This window comes from Streptomyces sp. DH24, assembly GCF_029813775.1.
Lineage (GTDB): Bacteria > Actinomycetota > Actinomycetes > Streptomycetales > Streptomycetaceae > Streptomyces.
In genome coordinates this window covers 49,825-65,978 of sequence record NZ_JARVKW010000010.1, presented here as the reverse complement: position 1 = coordinate 65,978, position 16,154 = coordinate 49,825, and the positions used below count along the sequence as shown (strand labels likewise).

At 72.3% G+C, this 16,154-nt stretch carries 14 protein-coding genes; 12 read left to right on the top strand and 2 right to left on the bottom strand.

Annotation, left to right across the window (positions count from 1 at the left end):
* The first annotated feature begins 63 nt into the window (after positions 1-63).
* Positions 64-1,503, top strand: a complete 1,440-nt coding sequence (locus QC282_RS10755) for a GH1 family beta-glucosidase (protein WP_279549024.1) — start codon at positions 64-66, stop codon at positions 1,501-1,503.
* A gap of 298 nt (positions 1,504-1,801) precedes the next feature.
* Here the strand turns inward: QC282_RS10755 and QC282_RS10750 are convergent, their stop codons facing one another.
* The gene (locus QC282_RS10750) at positions 1,802-2,791 is read right to left on the bottom strand and encodes a Gfo/Idh/MocA family oxidoreductase (protein WP_279549023.1); all 990 of its coding nucleotides are present in this window, start codon (positions 2,789-2,791) and stop codon (positions 1,802-1,804) included.
* A 229-nt stretch (positions 2,792-3,020) separates the two neighbouring features.
* Positions 3,021-3,482 carry a MarR family transcriptional regulator gene (locus QC282_RS10745; RefSeq protein ID WP_279549022.1) on the bottom strand — a complete coding sequence of 154 codons (462 nt, stop codon included), beginning with the start codon at positions 3,480-3,482 and terminating at the stop codon, positions 3,021-3,023.
* Positions 3,483-3,621: 139 nt separating this feature from the next.
* Between QC282_RS10745 and gap the strand changes: the two genes are divergently transcribed.
* The 11 genes from gap (at position 3,622) to QC282_RS10690 (ending at position 16,139) form a co-directional block, all read left to right on the top strand.
* Positions 3,622-4,626 (top strand): type I glyceraldehyde-3-phosphate dehydrogenase, encoded by a 1,005-nt coding sequence (gap, locus tag QC282_RS10740; RefSeq protein ID WP_279549021.1) that lies wholly within the window; start codon positions 3,622-3,624, stop codon positions 4,624-4,626.
* Between the two features lie 176 nt (positions 4,627-4,802).
* Positions 4,803-6,002: a pentalenolactone synthase gene (gene penM, locus QC282_RS10735; protein WP_279549020.1), complete on the top strand. Its 1,200-nt coding sequence runs from the start codon at positions 4,803-4,805 to the stop codon at positions 6,000-6,002.
* 108 nt (positions 6,003-6,110) lie between these two features.
* Entirely contained in the window at positions 6,111-6,962 is an 852-nt protein-coding gene (gene ptlH, locus QC282_RS10730) for a 1-deoxypentalenic acid 11-beta-hydroxylase (protein WP_279549019.1), read from the top strand.
* Between the two features lie 58 nt (positions 6,963-7,020).
* Positions 7,021-8,475 carry an MFS transporter gene (locus QC282_RS10725; RefSeq protein ID WP_279549018.1) on the top strand — a complete coding sequence of 485 codons (1,455 nt, stop codon included), beginning with the start codon at positions 7,021-7,023 and terminating at the stop codon, positions 8,473-8,475.
* A 126-nt stretch (positions 8,476-8,601) separates the two neighbouring features.
* Complete coding sequence (gene ptlF, locus QC282_RS10720) at positions 8,602-9,402, top strand: 1-deoxy-11-beta-hydroxypentalenate dehydrogenase (protein WP_279549017.1); 801 nt, start codon at positions 8,602-8,604, stop codon at positions 9,400-9,402.
* Positions 9,360-11,174, top strand: a complete 1,815-nt coding sequence (gene ptlE, locus QC282_RS10715; RefSeq protein WP_279549016.1) for a neopentalenolactone/pentalenolactone D synthase — start codon at positions 9,360-9,362, stop codon at positions 11,172-11,174. The genes ptlF and ptlE overlap by 43 nt, the downstream gene beginning before the upstream one ends.
* Positions 11,175-11,201: 27 nt before the next feature.
* Positions 11,202-12,107 carry a neopentalenolactone/pentalenolactone F synthase gene (ptlD, locus tag QC282_RS10710; protein ID WP_279549015.1) on the top strand — a complete coding sequence of 302 codons (906 nt, stop codon included), beginning with the start codon at positions 11,202-11,204 and terminating at the stop codon, positions 12,105-12,107.
* The gene (locus QC282_RS10705; RefSeq protein WP_279549014.1) at positions 12,104-13,117 is read left to right on the top strand and encodes a polyprenyl synthetase family protein; all 1,014 of its coding nucleotides are present in this window, start codon (positions 12,104-12,106) and stop codon (positions 13,115-13,117) included. Before ptlD ends, QC282_RS10705 begins: the two co-directional genes overlap by 4 nt.
* A 122-nt stretch (positions 13,118-13,239) precedes the next feature.
* Complete coding sequence (gene ptlA, locus QC282_RS10700; protein ID WP_279549013.1) at positions 13,240-14,253, top strand: pentalenene synthase; 1,014 nt, start codon at positions 13,240-13,242, stop codon at positions 14,251-14,253.
* A gap of 87 nt (positions 14,254-14,340) precedes the next feature.
* Positions 14,341-15,735, top strand: coding sequence for a pentalenene oxygenase (ptlI, locus tag QC282_RS10695; protein ID WP_279549012.1), 1,395 nt, complete (start codon positions 14,341-14,343; stop codon positions 15,733-15,735).
* Entirely contained in the window at positions 15,732-16,139 is a 408-nt protein-coding gene (locus QC282_RS10690; RefSeq protein WP_279549011.1) for a hypothetical protein, read from the top strand. The genes ptlI and QC282_RS10690 overlap by 4 nt, the downstream gene beginning before the upstream one ends.
* Positions 16,140-16,154 lie beyond the last annotated feature (15 nt).

The window sequence follows — 16,154 nt, the reverse complement described above, 5'->3', positions numbered from 1 at the left end:
CCTCCTCCCCCGCACAACACCCTTGGCACTCCCTCCCCGTGCCGCCTTCCCGAAAGGAACCACGTGGTCCCCGCAGCACAGCAGACCGCATCCGCCCCGGACGCCGCCCGCACCTTCCCGGAGGGTTTCCTCTGGGGCTCGGCGACGGCCTCGTACCAGATCGAGGGGGCCGCCGCCGAGGACGGCCGGACACCCTCCATCTGGGACACCTACGCCCGCACCCCGGGGCGGGTCCGCAACGGCGACACCGGCGACATCGCCACCGACCACTACCACCGCTGGCGCGAGGACGTCGCCCTGATGGCCGAACTCGGCCTGGGCGCCTACCGCTTCTCCCTCGCCTGGCCCCGCATCCAGCCCACCGGCCGGGGCCCCGCCGTGCAGAAGGGCCTGGACTTCTACCGGCGCCTGGCCGACGAACTGCTGGAGAAGGGCATCCAGCCCGTCGCCACGCTCTACCACTGGGACCTGCCGCAGGAGCTGGAGGACGCGGGCGGCTGGCCCGAGCGCGCCACCGCCGAGCGGTTCGCCGAGTACGCGGCCCTCGCCGCGGACGCCCTGGGCGACCGCGTGAAGACCTGGACCACCCTCAACGAGCCCTGGTGCAGCGCCTTCCTCGGTTACGGCTCCGGCGTGCACGCCCCCGGCCGCACCGACCCGGTCGCCGCCCTGCGCGCCGCCCACCACCTCAACCTGGCCCACGGCCTGGCCGTCCAGGCGCTGCGCGACCGCGTCCCCGCCGACGCCCAGTGCTCGGTCACGCTCAACGTCCACCACGTACGGCCGCTCACCGGCAGCGCCGCCGACGCCGACGCGGTCCGCCGGATCGACGCGCTGGCCAACCGGGTCTTCACCGGCCCGATGCTCCAGGGCGCCTACCCGGAGGACCTCTTCAAGGACACCGCCGGTCTGACCGACTGGTCCTTCGTCCGCGACGGCGACCTGGAACTCGCCCACCAGCCGCTGGACTTCCTCGGCGTCAACTACTACACGCCCACCGTCGTCTCCGAGACCGACGGCAGCGGCACCCACACCTCGGACGGCCACGGCAGGAGCGCCCACAGCCCCTGGCCGGCCGCCGACCGCGTCGCGTTCCACCAGCCGCCCGGCGAGACCACGGCCATGGGCTGGGCCGTCGACGCGTCGGGCCTGTACGACCTGCTGCGCCGCCTGTCCGCCGACTTCCCCGCCCTCCCGCTGGTCATCACCGAGAACGGCGCCGCCTTCCACGACTACGCGGACCCCGAGGGCAACGTCAACGACCCCGAGCGGATCGCCTACGTGCGCGACCACCTGGCCGCCGTCCACCGGGCCATCAAGGACGGCGCGGATGTCCGCGGCTACTTCCTGTGGTCGCTGCTGGACAACTTCGAGTGGGCGCACGGCTACAGCAAGCGCTTCGGCGCCGTCTACGTGGACTACCCCACCGGCACGCGCATCCCGAAGGCCAGCGCCCGCTGGTACGCCGAGGTGGCCCGCACCGGCGTCCTGCCCGGCGCCTGACAGACCCGGTGCGGCACCGACGCCGCCCCGCCCGGCGCCGCACCGCGAGCCCGCCCCCGAGTCCCGGCACACCCGGGCCGGGGGCGGGCTCGTCCCTGTTGGACGGCAGGCGGCAGGCGGCAGGTTTGTACAACGCGCCGTGGTCGTACGGCATCGCCGCCCGGGGCCGGGGCCCGCACGCAAAAGGGGCGGGCGCCACGCTGCCCGCGCGCCACCCGCCTCCACCGTCCTGCTGTCCTACTGCCCTGTTGCCCTGTTTGCCCTTTTGCCCTGCTGCCCTGCTGTTCTGCCGCCCCGGTCACTCCCCGGGATAGCGCACCCCCACGCGTTCCCGCACCTTGTCCAGGGTGTCCATCACGGCGAGGGAGCCCGCCAGCGGCACCAGCGGCGACTCGGTCAGTCCCGCCCGCAGGCAGCGCATCACTTCCCGGGCCTGGTGGCCGTAGCCGTTGCCCCGCTGCGGCGGGGCGGTCACCGTCTGCGGCTCGTGGCCGTCGCGGTGCAGCACGAAGGAGCCGGGGTTGTAGAAGTCCGCCGGTATCTCGATGCGCCCCGCCGTGCCGTACACGACCGCCCGGCGCTCGTCGTCGGCGAGCAGCGAGCACGTCAGTACGGCCATCGCCCCGCCGTCATACCCGAGCAGGACACCGGTCTGCTCGTCGACGCCGCGCGGGGACAGCCGGGCGTGGGCGGTGACGCTGTCGGGCGCGCCGAGCAGCAGGTGCGCGAAGGACACCGGGTAGGTGCCCAGGTCGAGCAGGGCGCCGCCCCCGGCCGCCGGGTCCCACAGCCGGTGCTCGGGCGGTGCGGTGACGCGCCCGCCGAAGGAGGCGTGCAGCGCGCGCACCTCACCGACGGCGCCGCCGGCCACGAGTTCCGCGACGCGGCGCACGGTCGGGTTGACGTACGTCCACATCGCTTCCATGAGGAACAGCCGCCGCTCGTCGGCGAGTTCGACCAGGGCGCGGGTCTGCCGGCCGCTGAGGGCGAAGGGCTTCTCGCACAGCACCGGCTTGCCCGCCTCCAGGCAGGCCGTCGCGGCGGCGAGGTGGTGGGCGTGCGGGGTGGCGACGTAGACGACGTCGACCTCCGGGTCGGCGGCCAGCTCCTGCCAGGTGCCGTGGGCCCGGGGGATGCCGAACCGTTCCGCGAACCGCTGCGCACCGGCGACGGAACGGGACCCGACCGCGGTGACGCGTGCCTCCGGCTCGCGCAGCAGGTCCTCGGTGAAGGCGGCGGCCATGCCGCCGGTCGCCAGAATGCCCCAGCGTACGGTCTGTTCGCTCACGTCCCTGCTCCCACTGCTCCTGCCCGGCACGGTCACCCGGCGCCTCACTCTATGGGCACGTTCCCATCGGGCGCATCGGGTGTCCGCGATCCGGTCGGGTCGCCGGAGCCCGCCGACGCGGAGGGGGCGGGCGGAACGAGGGGCGGCGTCACCCTCGGCGGCCGGAGCGCCGGGGCGCTTGACGCACAACCGGCTCAGGGGCACAGGCCGTTCAAGAAGGGGACGGGCCCTACCGTCGGGCCTCGGCGCCGAGTTCCGCCAGGCGGGTCAGGGCGGGCAGCGCCGCGGCGATCGCCTGCCGTTCCGCGGGCGTCAGCCGGGCGATCAGCGGGACCAGGTGACGGCCCCGGTCCTCGCGGCGGGTCTGGCCGATCCTTCGGCCGCTGTCGGTGATGTGGACGAGGACGGCGCGTCCGTCCGCCGGGTCGCGGCGGCGCTCCACGAGACCGTCGCGCTCCAGCCGGGTGACCAGCTGAGTGAGCCCCGGCTGGCTGATCTGCTCGGTCCTGGCGAGCTCGGTCAGCCGCTTCGGACCGCTGACGGCCAGGGTGTCCAGCACGGACAGGGTCGTGAATGACAGCTTCTGCACCGCGGGAAGCCGGATGTAGTAGCGATTGAAGTTCTCGATCGCTCTGGTGAGGTCACCGACGTCCAAGTCGGTGTCGGTATCGGCACGCTGAGTGAAAGTCACCCTGGAAATGTATCGCAGACTTATATAAGCTCCTGATCGATCGCGTGCCGGCGCCTTGTCCAGGCGTTCGGTGTGCATTGGCACCTCGGCGCAACGGCGCGTCAATGGACTGGTAGAGCGCTAGGTGAGGAACACACCAATGACTGTGCGAATCGGTATCAACGGCTTCGGGCGCATCGGTCGCAACGTCTTCCGCGCGGCGGCCGCGCGGAATTCGGAGCTGGAGATCGTCGCCGTCAACGACCTGGGCGACGTGCCCACGATGGCCCACCTGCTCGCCTACGACTCGATTCTCGGGCGCTTCCCCGAGGAGATCACCGCCGAGCCGGGCGCGATCCGCGTCGGCGACCGGACGATCAAGGTCCTCGCCGAGCGCGACCCCGGCGCCCTGCCCTGGGGCGACCTGGGAGTGGACATCGTGATCGAGTCCACCGGCATCTTCACCGACGCCGCGAAGGCCCGCTCACACGTCGACGGCGGGGCGAAGAAGGTCATCATCGCCGCTCCGGCCAGCGGCGAGGACATCACGCTGGTGCTGGGCGTCAACGACGGCGAGTACGACCCCGAGCGCCACACCATCATCTCCAACGCCTCCTGCACCACCAACTGTCTCGCCGTACTGGCCAAGGTGCTGCACGACGCCGTCGGCATCGACAGCGGCATGATGACCACGGTCCACGCCTACACGCAGGACCAGAACCTCCAGGACGCCCCGCACAAGGACCTGCGCCGGGCCCGGGCCGCGGGCCTGAACATCGTGCCGACCTCCAGTGGCGCCGCCAAGGCCATCGGCCTCGTCCTGCCGGAACTGTCCGGCAAGCTCGACGCCTTCGCCCTGCGGGTGCCCGTCCCCACCGGCTCGGTCACCGACCTCACGGTCACCACCCGCCGCGGCACCACCGTGGACGAGGTGAAGGAGGCGTACGCGGCGGCGGCCTCGGGCCCGTACAAGGGCCTGCTGTCCTACGTGGACGCGCCGCTGGTCAGCACCGACATCGTGGGCGACCCGGCCTCCTGCGTCTTCGACGCCGGGCTCACCCGGGTGTCCGGCCCGCAGGTCAAGGTCGTCGGCTGGTACGACAACGAGTGGGGCTACTCGAACCGCCTCATCGATCTGGCACTTCTCATCGGGTCGTCCCTGTAGTCCGTCGCCGACCCGGCGTCTGCACCACCCGCACGTCAGCAACGTCGGCCGCCCGAGCGGCGGCCGTCGCTTCGGCGCGCCCGTGACACGGCGCGCAGCGCACCCGACGCCACCGTTGCCGTCGGCGTGCCCGATGCCCGACGAATCCCTGCACGACGCCAGCGAGGACAGACTGAATGAGGGAACTTCCGCGGTTACCGTTCGACAACCCGGCCGTGCTCGGCATGGCGCCCCAGATGCTCGCCCTCCAGAAGGAGGGGCCGATCGCCAGGGTGCGCACCCCCGGTGACGAGGACGCCTGGCTGGTCACCCGCTACGACGAGGTGAGGACACTCCTCGCCGACCGCCGGCTCCGCCTCAGCGACCCCAAGCCGGAGCCGACGCCCAAGAGCGCGGCCAGGGCCTTCATGATCGCGCTGATGGCCGGGGACGACCACGAGACCGAGCCCGCCCGGCACGCGCAGATGCGCGCGCTGCTCGTGCCCCGGTTCTCCCCGCGCCGGATGCGCCTGATGAAGACCCGGATCGAGCACCACGTGGACGAGCTGCTCGACGAGTTGGCCGTCGGCACGCCGCCGGTCGACCTGCACCGCGCGCTGTCGTTCCCGTTGCCGACCATGGTGATCTGCGATCTGCTCGGCGTGCCGCTGGCCGACCGGGAGACGTTCGGACAGTGGGCGAGAGGCACGTTCGACCAGAGCGACAACCAGCACTCGGCGAACACCTTCCAGCAGGTCGTCGACTACATGACGGAACTCGTGGCGCGCAAGCGGACCGAGCCGGGCGACGACATCCTGTCCGAGCTGATCACCGAGGCGGACGGCTCGCTGTCCGACGCGGAGATCGCCCACCTGGGCAACGCCGTGCTGCTGTTCGGCTACGAGACCACCATCGTGCGCATCGATCTGGGCACCCTGCTGCTGCTGCGCAACCCGGCCCAGCGTGCCCTGCTGGCCGAGAAACCCGAACTCGCCCCGGCCGCGGTCGAGGAGATCCTGCGCCTCGGCGTCGGCGGCAAGGGGTCCAACGCGCTCATCCCCCGCTACGCGCACGGCGACATCACCGTCGGCGAGACGGTGATCCGGACCGGGGACGCGGTGCTGCTGGCCATCGGCGCGGCCAACTACGACGACCGGGCGTACCCGGACGGCGGCCTGTTCGACCTGACCCGGGACAAGCCCAAGTCACATCTGGCGTTCGGGCACGGCGCCCGGTACTGCATCGGCCGCACGCTGGCCCGGATCGAGCTGACCGCGGTGTTCGAGCGGCTGTTCCGCAGACTGCCCGACCTGCGGCTCGCGGTGCCCGAGGAGTCGCTGCGCTGGCAGGAGCACCGGATCACCGGCGGGTACGACGAACTCCCCGTCACCTTCTGAACCTTCCACGATGTCAGGGGGCACACACCGCGAGATCGAAGCCGTCGGCCCGCCCGGATGTTTGACGCTCCTTCCCCCACGCACAGACGTCACGAGGACAAGGAACCCATGACGGACACTTTCAGCGACTACGTCGACTGCACGCCCCTGCTCGACGACCGTGAGGCCCTCGACCGGTTCTACGACGAGCACGGCTACCTCTATCTGCGCGGCGTCCTGGACCGTGACCTCGTGCGGACCGCCGCCGAGCAGATGCTCGAAGGCCTGGTCGCCCTCGGCCACGCCGCCCCCGGCACCACGCTCGACACCCTCACCATCGACTCCTTCGAGGCGGTCGACGAGGTGGCGATGCACGACCACGTCAAGTACGACGACCTGTGGAACCACCCCTCGACCCTCAAGGTCTGGGAGCAGGTGTTCGGCGAGCCCGTCTTCGTCTTCAAGTCGACGACGATCCGCTACTACCCCTCCGCCGCGGGCTCCGCGGAGCCGAGCTTCCTGACGCCGCTGCACCAGGACGGCTTCTACATAGGCCCGAACAAGGACTTCCGCACCGCCTGGATTCCGCTGCTGCCGACGACCCGCGACATCGGCGGCGTCGCGGTCGCCGACGGCAGCCACAAGAAGGGCCCGCGCGAGCACGTCGTCACCGAGAACTTCCGCCGCTTCGGCCACCCCGTGCGCGGCATCCCGGCGGAGGAGTTCGGCGCGGACGAGCAGCTGCTGTTCTCGCCCATGGAACCGGGCGACGTGATCCTCTTCCACGCCTTCACGTGCCACAAGTCCATCCCGAACGTCTCGGTGAACCCGGCCGGCATGCGGATGTCGATGGACACCCGCATCCAGCCCGCCGCCTCGCACCGCGGGTTCAACGCCCTGACCCCCTGGCCGGAGTCCGCGAAGGACCCCTCCAAGGGAATCCTGTCGAAGATCACCGGCACCCCGACCACCGTCGAGTGACGTTGTTCCCCCCGCACCCGCCCCAACCGTCCCCCACCAACGCCCGGGTAGGCAGCGCATGACGAAACGCGAGGGCCTCCCCCCTCTGAAGGGGCCCACCGCGACACCGGAGCCCCCGGCCGGCACCCAACCGGCCGCCGGAGGGCTCACCGGCATCGCCCTCGTGGTGGTGCTCACCGGATACGCCCTGTCCATCGTGGACGCCTCCATCGTCAATGTGGCGCTGACCTCGATCAGTGACGACCTCCACGGCGGCCCCGCCGCACTGGAGCTGGTGGTGTCCGGCTACGGACTCACCTACGCCCTCGGCCTGGTGCTGGGCGGACGGCTGGGCGACGCCTTCGGCAGACGGCGCCTGTACGCCTACGGGCTCGCGGCGTTCACCGTCACCTCGGCGCTGTGCGGACTCGCCCCGACCATCGAGTTCCTCGTCGCGGCCCGGCTGCTGCAGGGCGCCGCCGCCGCCATGCTCGTACCGCAGGTGCTGGCGACGATTCAGGCGGCGACCGCGGGCCGGGCGCGGGCCCGGGCGATCGGCATGTACGGCGCGACCGCGGCTCTGGGCATGGTCACCGGGCAGATCCTGGGCGGGCTGCTGGTCTCGCTGGACGTCGCCGGGATGGGCTGGCGGTCGGTCTTCGCGATCAATGTGCCGATCGGCGTGGCCGCGCTGCTGGCCGTCCGGCGCGTCCCCGCGACCCGGGCCGACGCGAAGCCGGGCTTCGACCCGGTGGGCACCGGGCTGTTCGGTGTGACCATGGTCTGTGTCCTGACCCTGGTCGTGGCGGGCCCCGAGCTGGGCTGGCCGCCGTGGCTGTGGTCGCTGCTCGCGGTCGCCGCGGTGGGGGCGGTGGCGCTGGCGCGGGCCGAACGCGGGCTGGAGGCGCGGGGCGGCTCACCGCTGCTGTCCCCGTCGGTGCTGTCCCATCCGGGGATGCGCAGAGGGCTGGCGGCGATGGTGCCGTTCTCGGCCGGCTTCGGCGCCTTCCTGTTCGTCTACGCGCTCGTCGCGCAGGGCCACTTCGGTTTCGACGGGCTCGCCTCCGGCGCGGTGCTGACGCCGTTCGCCGCGGCGTTCTTCGTGGTGACGCTGTTCACCCCGAGGATCGCGGCGGCCCTGGGCGGCCGGATCGTCACCCTGGGCGCTCTCGTGCAGGGCACGGGGGTGCTGCTGCTGGCGCTGGTGATCCGGCTGGGCTGGCCGCATCCCTCCCTGACGCTCGTGCTCGTCGGGATCGGCCTGTTCGGCGTGGGCGCGGCGCTGATCGGTCCGACGCTGTTCCGGACGATCCTCGCCGACGTGCCGTCCGCGCAGGCCGGCATGGGCAGCGGTGTGCTGGTGACCAGCCAGCAGATGGCGACCGCGCTGGGCGCGACCGTCGGCGGCAGCCTCTATCTGTCCCTGGCCGACTGGCTGTCGACGCCGTCGGCGGCCGTGCTCGTTCTCGCCCTGCTGGGGTGTTTCTCGGTGACCGTGCTCGTGATCAGTCTGAAGCTCCCCGACCCCCGCTGACACCCGCCCCTCTGAACGGCGCGATCTGATCCAGACCTTCTCGTGGGCAACGGCGCGCCGTCCTTCGGCGTGCCCGCGCGCAGAAGCGGAGACAGCCAAGTGCAGTTACGGACAAGGACAGCCGTGGTGACCGGCGCGGCCGGCGGCATCGGCCTCGCCCTCAGCGCCCGCTTCGCGCGGGCCGGCGTCGGCGTGGTCATGGCGGACATCCAGGGTGACGCCCTGCACCGCCGGGCCGCCGAACTCACCGCGCGCGGCGCCCGGGTCACCGCGGTGACCGCCGACCTGACCGACCCGGACGCCGTCGAACGGCTCGCGGACACGGCGTTCGACGTGCTCGGCGACGTCGACGTGGTGTGCAACAACGCCGGGGTCCTCGGCCCCGTGGGACAGCCCCTGTGGGAGGTGCCGCTGGAGCGGATGCGGCAGGTCTTCGAGGTGAACCACTGGGCGCACGTCCTGGTGGCCCGCGCCTTCGTCCCCCGGCTGCTGGCGCGCGGCAGGCCCGCCCATCTGATCCACACCGCCTCGATGTCGGCCTTCGCCGTCGGTGCCGGCAGCGCCGCCTACGCGGCCTCCAAGCACGCCGACCTCGCGGTCGCCCGCAGTCTGCGCGCCGATCTGCGGGACACCCCGGTCCGGGTGTCGGTGCTGTGTCCCGGCCGGGTCGACACGCCCATGGTCCGGGGTCTGACGGCCCCGCGCGGCGCGGGCGGCGACACCACGGTGAGCGCCGAGGACGTCGCCGAACTGGTGTGGGAGGCGCTCGGCACCGACCGCTTCTACCTCTTCAGCAACTCCGACGCCGCGCTGCGGCTGCGCGATCAGTTCGACGACGTATGGCGTCATGTTTCCCGTTCGCCCACTTCCCCCGAGGAGGAGCCGTGGCCCGCGCAGCAGGCGACGACCGTAGCGACGCGACAGTGACCATCGACCTGGAGGCGGTGCGGGAGAAGTACCGGCAGGAACGCGACAAGCGCAACGTCGGCCGCACCTACCAGTTCGCGCGCGGCGACTTCAGCCACTACGCGCGCGACCCCTACACCGAGCGGCGGGAACGCGAGCCGCTCACCGACTGGGTGGACGTCGCCGTCGTCGGCGCCGGCATCGGCGGCCTGCTGACCGGCGCCCATCTGCGCCAGGAGACCGGCCTGGAGCGCATCCGGCTGATCGACGAGGCCGGCGACGTGGGCGGCACCTGGTACTGGAACCGCTTCCCCGGCGTCCGGTGCGACGTCGAGAGCTACATCTACATGCCGCTGCTCGAAGAGACCGGCACGATACCCACCGAGAAGTACGCCACCGGCCCCGAGATCTTCGCCCACCTGCAGAAGATCGCCCGCACGTACGACCTCTACCGCGACGCCCTCTTCCAGACCGCCGTCACCGAGCTGCGCTGGGACGAGGCCGCCGGGACGTGGCTGGTGAGCACCGACCGCGGGGATCTGTTCCGGGCCCGGTACGTGGCCATGTCGATCGGTCTGATGCACCGCCCCAAACTCCCGGCGCTGCCGGGCCTGGAGACGTTCGCCGGGCACTCCTTCCACACCAGCCGCTGGGACTTCGACTACACCGGCGGCGACAGCACCGGCGGCCTGACCGGGCTGAGGGGCAAGACGGTCGGCGTCATCGGCACGGGCTCGACGACCGTCCAGCTCGCCCCGCACCTCGCCGAGTGGGCCGAGCGGCTCGTCCTGTTCCAGCGCACCCCGGCCGCGGTCGACGTCCGCGGCAACCGGCCCACCCCGCCCGGCTGGGCGGACAGCCTCGAACCGGGCTGGCAGCAGCACCGGATGGAGAACTTCCACGCGCTGACCTCCGGCGTCCCGCAGGACGAGGACCTGGTCCAGGACCGCTGGACCCAGACCACGGCCAAGCTGGCCGCCGCGATCCTGCCCACCGGCGACACCGGGGGCGACCCGAAGGAGCGGGCGCTCGCGGCCGAACGGGCGGACTTCCTCAAGATGGAGGAGCTGCGCGCCCGCATCGACAACGTCGTCACCGACCCCGCGACCGCCGCCGCCCTCAAGCCGTACTACCGCGTGTACTGCAAGCGGCCGTGCTTCCACGACGGTTACCTCCAGACCTTCAACCGGCCCAACGTGACCCTGGTCGACACCCAGGGCCGGGGCGTGGAACGGCTCACCCCGGCCGGGGTGGTCGCGAACGGCCGGGAGTACCCGGTCGACTGCCTGATCTTCGCCACCGGCTACGAGCACGAGTTCGCCGTCCCGTACACCGACCGCGCGGGCTACGACATCGTCGGCCGGGACGGCGTGAAGCTGTCGGAGAAGTGGGCGGACGGGGCGCGCACCCTGCACGGACTTCAGGTGCACGGCTTCCCCAACTGCTTCATCCTGTCCAAGGTCCAGGCCGGCCGGCACGTCAACATCGCCTACATGCTGGGCGAGCAGACCCGCCACCTCGCGCACATCGTCAAGTGCGTCGAGGAGCGCGGCCACCGGGTCGTGGAGGCCTCCGAGGCCGGCGAGAAGGAATGGGTCGAGGAGATCCTCCGGCTCGCCAGCAACGACCTGGACTTCCTGGAGAACTGCACGCCCGGCCTCTACAACAACGAGGGCGACCCGAGCGGACTGCCCCTGCTCAACTCCAGCTACGGCGGCGGCTCGGTGGAGTTCGTGAACATCCTCAGGCGCTGGCGCGAGGCGGGCGACCTCGCCGGCCTCGACCTGCGCTGACCTGCCCACCCTTCCGCGAAAGGCGGCATGCCCATGGACGTAACGCCGATACCCGGCGCCCCGCTCGGCGCCGTCGTGCACGGCGCCCCTGTCACCGGCGACATGGACAAGGCCCGGGTCGAGGAGATCTGGGCGGCGCTCGACACCCATCTCGTACTCGTCTTCCGCGGCCACGAGCCCCCCTCCGACGAGGAGTTCCTGGCCTTCGGCCGCCGCTTCGGGCACATCCCGAAGACCGGTCTGACCAGCGGCGCCCACCCCGACCACAACGAGATCCTGATCGTCTCCAACCTGGTGGAGGACGGCCGCAAGATCGGCGTCGGCGACGCCGAGTGGATGGGCTGGCACACCGACTACTCCTTCCGCCCCCGCGTCTCCCAGGTCGGCTTCCTGGAGGCCGTGGAAGTGCCGTCCTCCGGCGGCGGCGAGACCCTCTTCACCGACATGTACGCCCTGTACGAGTCGCTGTCGCCCGAGGAGCGCCGGCGCCTGCACTCCTACCGGGTCCGCCACGCCCTGCGCACCGGGTACGAGGAGACCATCGAGGAGGAACTCCAGCGCGAGGTGTCCCTCGGCGAGAGCCCCGGACAGATCCAGCCCGAGGACGGCACCTCCACCGTCCACCCGCTCATCGCCCGCAATCCGCGCACCGGCCGCCAGTCGGTCTACGTCAGCACCCTGAACACCAAGCGGATCGTGGACCTCGCCCCCGACGACAGCCGCAAGCTGCTCGACGAACTGCTGTCGCACGCGGGCAGGCCCCGGCACACCTACGCCCACACCTGGCGGCCCGGGGACATCGTCATGTGGGACCAGCTCGGCACCGTCCACGCCAAGCGGGCCTTCGACCCGGCCGAACGGCGCGTCATGCGCCAGGTCGTCACCATCTTCGACGACCCGACCGCCCCCTGGCGAGCGGAGGTCGCCGCATGAGCGCCGCCCCCGCCTGCCTGAGCCACAGCCGGGTCGCGATCACCCCGGCGCTGCGGGCCGCCGTCGACCGGCTCGACCACCGCTCACGTCACCAGGCGGCCTACCACTTCGGCTGGATCACCGCCGGGGGCGCGCCCACCAGCGCCGACGCCGGCAAGGCCGTACGGCCGGCGCTCGCGCTGCTGTCGGCCGAGGCGGTCGGCGCGCCGCCGGAGGTCGCCCTGCCCGGCGCCGTCGCCGTGGAGCTCGTGCACAACTTCTCGCTGGTGCAGGACGACTGGATGGACGGCGACGAGGAGCGCCGCCACCGGCGCACGGTGTGGAAGCTGTGGGGTCCCTCCAGCGCCGTCCTGACCGGTGACGCGCTGCTGGCGCTCGCCCAGGAGGTGCTGCTGGACACCGGGCTGCCGACGGCGGCGCCCGCCGCCCGGCTGCTGGCGCGCACCACCCGGCACCTGATCCGCGGCCAGGTCCAGGACCTGTCGTTCGCGCAGCGCTCGCACGTCACGGTCGAGGAGTGCGTCGACATGGCCGCCGGCAAGACCGGCGCGCTGCTGTCGGCGAGCGCCGCGATCGGCGCCGTCCTGGCCGGGGCCCCGGAGGCGACGGTGGACGCGCTGGCGCTCTACGGCGACCAGGTCGGCGTCGCCTTCCAGCTCGTCGACGACTTTCTCGGCATCTGGGGCGACCCGGCCGTCACCGGCAAGCCGGTCCACTCCGATCTGCGCTCCCGCAAGAAGTCCCTGCCGGTGAGCCACGCCCTGAACCAGGACGGCCCGCTCAGCGCCGAGCTGGCCGCCTGGCTCACCACCCCCGGCGAACCCGACGAGGACGAACTGCGGCGCGTGGCCGGCCTGATCGAGGGCGCCGGCGGCCGGGACTGGGCGCTGGCCGAGGCCGCCCGGCGGATGGCGCTGGCCGAGGACGCGCTGCGCGGTGTCGAGCTGGACGCCGCCGCGCGGGAGGAACTCCTCGCGCTCGGGCGGTTCGTCGTCGCCCGCGAGGGCTGAGACCGCTCCGGCCCCGTACCCGTACGCCCGTTCCCGACTCCCGACCCTCCGACCGGCGCACCTCCCCCACCGGGCCGCGCCGCGCCCGCTGCCCCTCCGACCCACCCCCCAAGGATTGCCCCATGCCCCAGGACGTCGACTTCCACATACCCCTGCCGAGCCGGCAGAGCCCGGACCACGCGCGGGCCGACGCCGAGCAGCTCCACTGGCCGCGCTCGCTCGGGCTGATCAGGTCCGAGGCGGCGGCGACGCGTCATCTGCGCGGCGGCTACGCCGACCTGGCCTCCCGCTTCTACCCGCACGCCACCGGCGCCGACCTGGACCTGGGCGTCGACCTGATGTCGTGGTTCTTCCTCTTCGACGACCTCTTCGACGGGCCGCGCGGCGAGAACCCGGAGGAGACCAAACGGCTCACCGACGCGGTCGCGGCGGCCCTGGACGGCCCCCTCCCCGACAGCGCGCCCCCCATCGCCCACGGCTTCGCCGACATCTGGCGGCGCACCTGCGAGGGCATGACACCCGCCTGGTGCGCGCGCAGCGCCCGGCACTGGCGCGGCTACTTCGACGGCTACGTCGACGAGGCGGAGAGCCGCTTCTGGGACAGGCCGTACAACTCGGCCGCCCAGTACCTGGCCGTGCGCCGCCAGACCATCGGGGTGCAGCCGACGGTCGACCTCGCCGAGCGCGTGGGCCGCTTCGAGGTGCCGCACCGGGTCTTCGACAGCGCCGTGGTCTCCGCGATGCTCCAGATCGCCGTCGACGTCAATCTGCTGCTCAACGACATCGCCTCGCTGGAGAAGGAGGAGGCGCGCGGCGAGCAGAACAACATGGTCATGATCCTGCGCCGGGAGCACGGCTGGTCCAAGGACCGCAGCGTGGCCCACATGCAGAGCGAGGTGCGCGTACGGCTGGAGCAGTACCTCCTGCTGGAGTCCTGCCTGCGGCAGGTCGGTGACATCTACCGGCTCGACGAGGCCGAGCGCGAGGCCCTGGAGCGCTACCGCAACGACGCCGTGCGCACCGTGATCCGCGGTTCCTACGACTGGCACCGCTCCTCGGGCCGCTACGACGCCGAGTTCGCGCTCGCCGCCGGCGCCCAGGGCTACCTGGAGGAGCTCGGCAGCACCGCCCACTAGCTGCACCGCCACCGGCACCACCCGCGCCCGGCCGTCGCGGCGGCACGGCTGTCAACCGAGCAGTAGAGACGGGAAGTTGAGAATCGCATGACCGAGCAGACCACTTTCTCGGCGGGAGCGGCGCCCGGGGCGCTGCCCGTCGTGGGACACGCCCTCCAGATGATGCGCCACCCCGTGAACTTCATGACCTCGCTGTCGGCCCACGGCGATCTGGTCGAGATCAGGATCGGCCCCACCACGGCCTACGTCCCGACCCATCCCGACCTGCTGCGGCACGTCCTGACCAACGACCGCATCTTCGACAAGGGCGGCGTCTTCTACGACCGCGCCCGTGACATCGCCGGCAACGGCCTGGTCACCTGCCCGTTCGCCGACCACCGCCGCCAGCGCCGGCTGATGCAGTCGGCGTTCACCCGCGGCCGGCTCAAGCGGTACGCCGAGGCCATGCGGGCCGAGATCGAGGACACGGCGTCGCGCTGGCAGGACGGCATGGTCGTCGACGCCTTCCAGGAGATGTACGGCATGGCCCTGCGCACGGTCGGCCGCACCCTGTACTCCACACCCGTCAGCCCCGAGCTGGCGGCGCAGGTGGAACGCTCCTTCGACATCGTGCTCAACGGCCTGTTCCGGCAGATGTTCCTGCCGGCCTCGATCCGCCGGCTGCCCCTGCCGTCCCAGCGCCGCTACAAGAGCAACCTGAACTTCCTGCACGAGACCACCCAGCGGCTCATCGACGACTACCGCAGCTCCGACACCGAGCACGACGACCTGCTCGCCGCCCTGCTCGCCTCCCGCGACGACGACGGCGGCCGGCTCGGCGACACGGAGATCCACGACCAGGTCATCACCGTCATGGCGGCCGGCACCGAGACCGTCGCCGGCACCCTCACCTGGGTCTTCTACCTGCTCTCCCAGCACCCGGAGATCGAGGCCGCGCTCTACGACGAGATCGACACCGTCCTCGACGGCCGCGCCCCGGAGTGGGACGACCTGCCGAAGCTCTCCCTGGCCGACCGGATCATCTCCGAGACGCTGCGACTGCACCCGCCGGCCTGGCTGTTCACCCGCCTCACCGCCTCCCCGACCGAGCTCGCGGGCCGCCCGCTGCCCACCGGCACCACCGTCGTCTTCAGCCCCGCCGCGGTCGCCCGCTACGAGGACGCCTTCGACAACCCCGGGAAGTTCGACCCCGACCGCTGGCTCCCGGACCGCATCGCGCCGGCCGCCCGCCACGCCTACGTGCCGTTCGGCACCGGCGCCCGCAAGTGCATCGGCGACCTCTACGCGCGTACCGAGGCCACCCTGGGGCTCGCCACCATCCTCGGCCGCTGGCGGGTCACCTGCGAACCCGGCATGGACGTCCGGCCGGTCCCGCTGGCCACCGTCTACCACCCGCGCCGGCTGCGCCTGAGGCTGGAGGCACGCACCCCGCGCCGGACGACCGCCGCCGTCCCCGCACCGGCCGGGGGTGACGCGACGTGAGCGAAGGCAACGTCGTCCTGACCCAGCCACGCGGCTTCTGCGCGGGCGTACGGCGCGCCATGGACATCGTCTCGTACGGCTCCAGCAACTCGCCGCGCATGGTCGAGGTGGCCCGCGCCCACGGTGCCGCCGCCCCTCTGGTGCCCGACGCGCGGCACCTCGACGCGGCCCGGCTGGAGGGCGTGTCGTCGGTCGGCGTCAGCGCCGGGGCCGGCGCCCCGGGGATCCTCGTCGAGGGGCTCGTCGCCCGGCTGGCCGGACTCGGCTTCGGCCGGGTCGAGTTGCAGCGGGGCATCGCCGAGGACGTCGTGTTCTCCATGCCGGGCCGGCTGGCCGACCCGGTCACCGGCCGCGTCCCGCGGACACCGCCGGCCGACGAGGTCCCCCCGGGCGGGGTGCGATGAATCCACCACCGGAGA

Coding starts and splice junctions, on each gene's coding strand:
- ptlH (WP_279549019.1), top strand. CDS start 6,111: ATGACGGACACTTTCAGCGACTACGTCGACTGCACGCCCCTGCTCGAC.
- gap (WP_279549021.1), top strand. CDS start 3,622: ATGACTGTGCGAATCGGTATCAACGGCTTCGGGCGCATCGGTCGCAAC.
- QC282_RS10705 (WP_279549014.1), top strand. CDS start 12,104: ATGAGCGCCGCCCCCGCCTGCCTGAGCCACAGCCGGGTCGCGATCACC.
- ptlA (WP_279549013.1), top strand. CDS start 13,240: ATGCCCCAGGACGTCGACTTCCACATACCCCTGCCGAGCCGGCAGAGC.
- penM (WP_279549020.1), top strand. CDS start 4,803: ATGAGGGAACTTCCGCGGTTACCGTTCGACAACCCGGCCGTGCTCGGC.
- ptlD (WP_279549015.1), top strand. CDS start 11,202: ATGCCCATGGACGTAACGCCGATACCCGGCGCCCCGCTCGGCGCCGTC.
- QC282_RS10725 (WP_279549018.1), top strand. CDS start 7,021: ATGACGAAACGCGAGGGCCTCCCCCCTCTGAAGGGGCCCACCGCGACA.
- ptlI (WP_279549012.1), top strand. CDS start 14,341: ATGACCGAGCAGACCACTTTCTCGGCGGGAGCGGCGCCCGGGGCGCTG.